We start from the raw sequence: 6,088 nt of genomic DNA, 5'->3' as shown, positions 1-6,088 counted from the left end.
CCGGCCACATCGTCGGCGTGCTGCCGGTGGTGGCGTTCCGCAGCCGGCTGTTCGGGCAGTTCTTCTGCTCGCTGCCGTTCGTGAACTACGGCGGCGTGCTGGCCACCACCCCCGACGCGGCCGCGCCGCTGGTGGCCGAGGCGACGCGGCTGGCGCGGGAGCGTGGCGCGTCGCACGTCGAGCTGCGGCACATCGGCCGGCAGTTGCCCGACGCGCCCGTCAAGCAGCACAAGGTGACGATGCTGCTGACGTTGCAGGAGACGGCCGAGGCGCAGTGGACCGCCCTGGACAACAAGGTGCGGAACATGATCCGCAAGGCCGAGAAGAGCGAGCTGACGAGCGAGTCGGGCGGCGTCGAGCTGCTCGAGGCCTTCTACGAGGTGTTCAGCGTCAACATGCGCGACCTCGGGACGCCGGTCTATCCGAAGCGGTTCTTCGCGGCCGTGCTGGCGGCGTGCGGTCCTGCGGCGCGGCTGCACGTCGTGCGTCACCAGGGCAAGGCCGTGGCCGGGTCGATGACCATCGCTCATGCGAACCGCGTCGAGGTGCCCTGGGCGTCCGCCCTGCGCGAAGCCCGGACCATGAACCCGAACATGCTGCTCTACTGGCACATGCTGCGTGACGTCATCGCGCGGGGCGGGCGCGTGTTCGACTTCGGGCGATCCACGCCGGGCGAGGGGACGTTCCTGTTCAAGAAGCAGTGGAAGGCCGAGCCGGTGCCGCTGCACTGGGAGTACGCGCTCATCACGCGCGAGGCCCCACCCGATCAGAGCCCGGGCAGCGGCAAGTTCGCCATGGCCATCGAGCTGTGGAAGAAGCTGCCGGTGCCGGTCGCCAACACGATCGGCCCGTTCATCATCGGGAACATTCCTTAGCAATTCAAAGTTCAAAATTCAGAATGAAGCTCAGCTCGGGGCACCGCCACGCTTCGCGCCAAAGCCGGAGCAGCTCGGAGCATTGCCACGCTCCGCGCCACAGCGGACGCAGCTCGGGGTACTGCCACGCTCCGCGGAGCAAGGCGGAGCCACAAGCGGCACTTCATTTTTGAATTCTGAATTCTGAACTATTGAGCGCGGATCGCAATCACCGTCTGGTCGTCGTGCTGCGGCGCTCCGGCGGCGTGCTCGGCAGCGGCGGTGGTCACGGCACTGACGATGCGGGCCACGGGCGTGTTGGCGAGCGCCAGCGTCGTGAACAGCGCGATCAGGCGATCTTCGCCGAACTCCTCCTCGTCGACGCCGTGCGCTTCGGTGATGCCATCGGTGACGAGCAGGAAGACGTCGCCGGCCGCGTAGGTCAGGTGCTGCTCCTCGAGCTCGGTGGCGAAGAGATCGCTGGCCGTCAGGCCGAGGCCGAGGCCGCGTGGCAACCGACGATGCACCGCGCCGGTGGCGGCTTCGTAGTGATACAGCGGCAGGTGGCCGCCGCGGGCGAGCGACATCGTGCGGGCGACCGGGTCGATGAACGCTCCCAGCACCGTCACGAAGGCGCGGCGCTCCATGTCGCGCCCGAGCAGGTCGTTGGTCCGCACGAACAGCTGGCGTGGTGACAGCGCGAAGCCGTGCAGCGATCGCACGATGCCCTGGAGCTTCGACATGTACAGCGCCGCCGAGGTGCCCTTGCCGCTGACGTCGCCGATCATCACCGTCAGGTGCCCGTTCGGCCCCTCCAGGTAGTCGAAGTAGTCGCCACCGACTTCCTGCGCCGGCACCGACACGCCGTAGACGTCGAGCCCCTCGACCCGTGGGGGGCGCTGTGGCAGCGACTCGAGCTGGATGCGGCGCGCGATGGCGAGTTCCTGCCGCACGCGCTCCTGCGCCGCGAGGTTCTCGTAGAGGAAGGCGTTCTCCACCAGCAGGGCCGCCTGGCCGGCGATGACGCCGAGGAACGCGAAGTCGTCAGCGGTGTACGCGGCTTCGGACAGCTTCTCGCCGATGAAGATCACGCCACGCAGTTCGTCGTGCCCGCCGATGGGATACAGGTGGTGGATCTGGGCCCGGCGCAGCGCGAGCCGCAGTCGCGGTGGCGCATATTCGGTGTCCATTTCGGCACCGCGTGCCGCGCGCAGCACCTGCACGGCCTCCTCGACGCATCCGGTGCAGAAGATGTCCCAGTCACCGGAGTCGAAGCCGATCGACCGCTTCGAACTCACGAGGCGATCGCCCTGCACGAACACCACGCCGGCCCGCTTGACCGGCATCAGGCGGTCGACCACCGTGAGCAGCCCGTCGGCCAGTCCGTCGAGGTCCATGCGCGGCCCCATGACGTCGCTGAACTCGCGGGTCGCGCGCCGATAGTCGTAGCCCTCCTGGTAGTACTGCTCGGCAAGGAAACGATGGCCGCGCTTGAGCAACGAGCGAAACGCGTAGGCGAAGACGACACCAGCGGCGATGAGGACGCCCTTCTCGACGATCGCCCGCGTGGCGACATCGACCGGCGTCGGCAGCACTTCGATGGCGTCGCTGGTCAGCCTGACGTTGGGCAGCGGCAGTTCCAGGTGCATCAGCTCCCACCACAGGAACAACCCGGCGCCGACCACCAGCACCGTCCACGCCGTGCTCACCAGCAGGTACTGCACGTTGCGGCGCACGCGGAGGTCGAGTTCGAGCAGGCGATAGCGACCGATGACGAGCAGGTGCACCGCCAGCACGGCGAGGAACAGCAGCCCAGCGAAGATCTGGACGACAGGGACGGCGAGTCCGGGCAGATTGCGCCCCCGGGTGAACAGGCCGACCACCACCGCGGTCAGGACGAAGCCCACCGCGATACTGGTCATCGTCGACGTCGGCCGCGAGATCTGCCGATCCTCGGCGCTGTAGGTGCGTCGCGTACGGATCGACACGAGCGACGCGTACGTCATCATGATGACGGCCGCGGGGAACGACAGCCCGTCGACGCTGAAGGGTGCGGTCCACGTCAGGGCGAGATTGGCCACCGCGAGCACGATCGCCAGGACGTAGGCCCCGCGGATCGCCCACCGCCGCGACACCAGGCCTGGCCGCTCGCGGGGAAAGTACTTCTGCGCGTGCAGCCACGCGGCCACCCCCAGCGTCGCGCTGAGGGCGAGGACGACGTCTGAGGTGAAGACGTACCAGCCGGGCAAGGTCCGTCGCGGTCGGTTGAGGACCACGGCGATCGTGAAGCCGGCGCCCATCCAGCCGAGACCGAGGTAGTACGCGGCCTTGATGTGCGCGCGCAGCGTCGCCAGCAGCGTGCCGCTGGCGATGAACAGGAAGCCGACCACGAAGAGCAGCAGGCCGCCGGGCGCGATGCCGAACGCCGACAACTGCACGTCGAGCGTCAGCGGTTCGCCGTCGCGCAGCACGTCGTACTGGCTCGTGCGGCCGACCTGCGAGGCGCGCATGATGCGGTCGGCGTCCAGCGTGCCAGAGAAGCCCTGACCGTTGATGCGCGTGATGACGTCGCCGGGCAGCATGCCGGCGCGGTCCGAGGCGCCGCCTGGCGTGACCCTCACCACCAGGACGGTGTTGCTGATCGACCGCAGGGCGTCCTCGAACTGCGCCACGGGTACGACCACGGAGAGCACCTGACCCACCCGGGCGCGGAACACCGTGGCTTCGATCTGCTCCGGGCCTCTGGCACGGGTGCGGGCCTCGGTCGTCCCGCGGACGCGCTCCCCCCCGACTTCCATCAGCACGTCACCGCGCTCGAGCGACGTGCCCGGCGTGACCTCGCGCGGGATCAGGTTGGACCCCGGGCCGGAAAGCTGCCGCGCCACACCCGGCAGCCCCGGAATCCGCTCGACCACATAGACCCCTGACAGCGGGTCCACGAAGATGTTCTCGTCGGTGGCGGCGCGGCCGACGATGAAGAGGTTCATCGCCGCCAGCACGACCAGACACACCCCGAGCGCAGCCACGGCTGCGCGCAGCACGGCACGGGGGCGACTGGTCGTCGTCGGCGTCATCAGGCGAGGGTCACGGCTGCGACGGCGTCGCCGGCTGGCCCGGCTTCGGCGCCGCGAACGGCAGCACGTCCGGCATCACGCGGACGCCCGTGGAGAAGGTCAGCGGGGCTGGGCCACCGTAGTCGAAGACCACCTCGAGGAAGCCGGCCGTGAAGCCCTTCTCCGGCGCCTGGACTTGCGCGCGATACACGCCGCTGGCGTCCGGCTGGACCTCGGTGGCCTTCCACACCGGACCGAGCGACTCGATGCGGAAGTCGCGCGCCGCCGGGTTGGTGGCCTGCCAGAACGTCACCTTCGCGGGCTTCGTGTCCGGCGTGAGCGTCAGTGCGCCGTCCTTGCCCGCCGTCCAGTCGAAGCGGGGCCGCGCCACGCCCTTGACGATGGCGCCGTAGAAGGCGAGCAGGCTGTCGGGCGCGTTGGAGCCCTTCAGCGAGTGGTCGGTGTTGGGGACGTAGCGCAGGTACTTCTCGCCCTTCAGGTCGTCGAAGTAGAACTGCCACGAATCCGGCAGGAAGAACTGATCGCCGCTGGCGTTGATCACGAACTTCGGGATCGTCAGCCGATCGCGATACGAGTACGGCTCGACCAGCGACAGCAGCGTGTCGAAGCGGGGATCGGCCATGCGGTCCATGATCCCGTGCGTCACGTAGTCGCCGACCGACGGCGCCCAGAACCCGTAGGCGCGGTAGTGGTGAATCATCGACGGCCGCATGTTGAGCACGTCGATCACCGCCGGCATGATGGCGACGACGCGACTGTCCACGGCGGCGGTGGTCCACGTCGTCCAGCCGCGCTTGGAGCCGCCGGAGACGACGAACTTCGTCACCGCGCGCCGGCCACCTTCGGGCGACTGCGCGAAGGCCTGCACCGTGTCCATGGCGCGCACGGCGGCCTTGGTCATCGGAAAGCGGGCGAGCCACTGGTCGTCACCGCCATCGAGGTACTTGCGCCAGCCGTAGGCGATGAGGTCGTCTTCCTTGCGTGCGACGCCGTCCTTGAAGAAGGTCAGCGGCTGGTTCGGGATCATCCGCAGCTCGGTGACGATCGTCTTCGTGCGCGCCGCGAAGGCGGCCAGCATCGCGTCGGTCTTCGGCAGCTTGCCGGCGCCGTCGTTGCCGCCACCGGCGATGAACAGCAGCGACGTGTCGCTCTCGACGACCTCGGGTCGGATCACCGTCAGGTAATGCGTCCACTCGGGACGATCGACCTCGGCGGCGGTGAGCCATGTCTGCGACGTCATCTGGAGCGTCGTGACGGTGAGCCGCCCTTCCTGGCGTGTGGCGACGACCGACCACTTGTAGGCCGGGTCCGGCGCCGCGACGTAGCGGTCGAGCGCCGTGGCGGACGCGGCGGTGGCCGGGACGCGGAGGGGCTGCGCCAGGGCAGGCGCGCCCAGGGCGAACAGCCCGACGAGGGCGACGGGAATCAGGCGCAGGGACATGCGGGAACGGTCCTTTTCAGCCGAGGTCGGCGACTGGGAGTGTATCAAGCCACCGCACCACGGTCTCGGCGACGCGGGTGTACACCTCGGCCTGCGGGGCGTCGCGCTTGCGCACCTCGAAGCCATGGCCGCCATGAGGCACGTCCACGACCTCCGGATGGGCACCAGCGGCCGCGAACTCGCGCCGGATGTCGTCAGGCCCCCCGAAGGGGTCGCGATCGCCCTGAATCACCAGCAGGGGCAAGCGAATCGCTGCGAGGTGTGCCACCCGCAGCTGATCCGGCTTGCCCGGGGGATGCAGCGGATAGCCCATCGCCACGCATCCGCGGACGGCAGCCGGCACGTCGTCTTCCGCCACCAGCATCGTCGCCATGCGGCCGCCCATGGACTTGCCGCCGATGGCGAGGGGGTCGTGCGGCCAGCTCGCCGCAGCATGGGCGACGACCGCGCGCCAGGTGGCGAGGAGCACGGGCGTCCGGTCGGGCGCCTTGCGTCCACTGGTGATGTAAGGAAAGTCGAACGTGACGACCCGCACGCCGCGGTCCGCCAGGTCGCCGGCGCGCGCTCGCATCCAGGGATGGCCCTGCCCGGCCCCGGCCCCGTGCGCCAGCACGAGCGTACGACGCGCCTGGGCAGGTGCATACAACGTCGCGCGAATCTCGCCGGCGGCGCCGTCGAGGGTGAAGGATTGGATCGACATGGTGTACGACTTTTCGGGG

4 protein-coding genes are annotated in these 6,088 nt (G+C 69.2%); 1 reads left to right on the top strand and 3 read right to left on the bottom strand.

Annotated elements, in window-relative coordinates; genetic code table 11:
- Positions 1-875 (top strand): FemAB family XrtA/PEP-CTERM system-associated protein (locus Q0C41_RS09295; RefSeq protein WP_291983107.1); only part of this gene is annotated, 875 nt, incomplete at its 5' end.
- A 188-nt stretch (positions 876-1,063) separates the two neighbouring features.
- On the opposite strand, the gene Q0C41_RS09290 is transcribed toward Q0C41_RS09295, so the two are convergent.
- Genes Q0C41_RS09290 through Q0C41_RS09280 form a run of 3 tightly spaced genes read right to left on the bottom strand, consistent with a single transcriptional unit; the run spans position 1,064 to position 6,069 of the window.
- The gene (locus Q0C41_RS09290; protein WP_291983105.1) at positions 1,064-3,928 is read right to left on the bottom strand and encodes a SpoIIE family protein phosphatase; all 2,865 of its coding nucleotides are present in this window, start codon (positions 3,926-3,928) and stop codon (positions 1,064-1,066) included.
- A 10-nt stretch (positions 3,929-3,938) separates the two neighbouring features.
- Positions 3,939-5,369, bottom strand: coding sequence for a PhoPQ-activated pathogenicity-related family protein (locus Q0C41_RS09285; protein WP_291983103.1), 1,431 nt, complete (start codon positions 5,367-5,369; stop codon positions 3,939-3,941).
- 16 nt (positions 5,370-5,385) lie between these two features.
- Positions 5,386-6,069 (bottom strand): alpha/beta fold hydrolase, encoded by a 684-nt coding sequence (locus Q0C41_RS09280; RefSeq protein WP_291983101.1) that lies wholly within the window; start codon positions 6,067-6,069, stop codon positions 5,386-5,388.
- Between the last annotated feature and the right edge of the window lie 19 nt (positions 6,070-6,088).

This window comes from Luteitalea sp., assembly GCF_022842525.1.
In the GTDB taxonomy this organism is placed as follows: Bacteria; Acidobacteriota; Vicinamibacteria; order Vicinamibacterales; family Vicinamibacteraceae; genus Luteitalea.
This window is presented reverse-complemented; position numbering and strand designations above follow the sequence as displayed.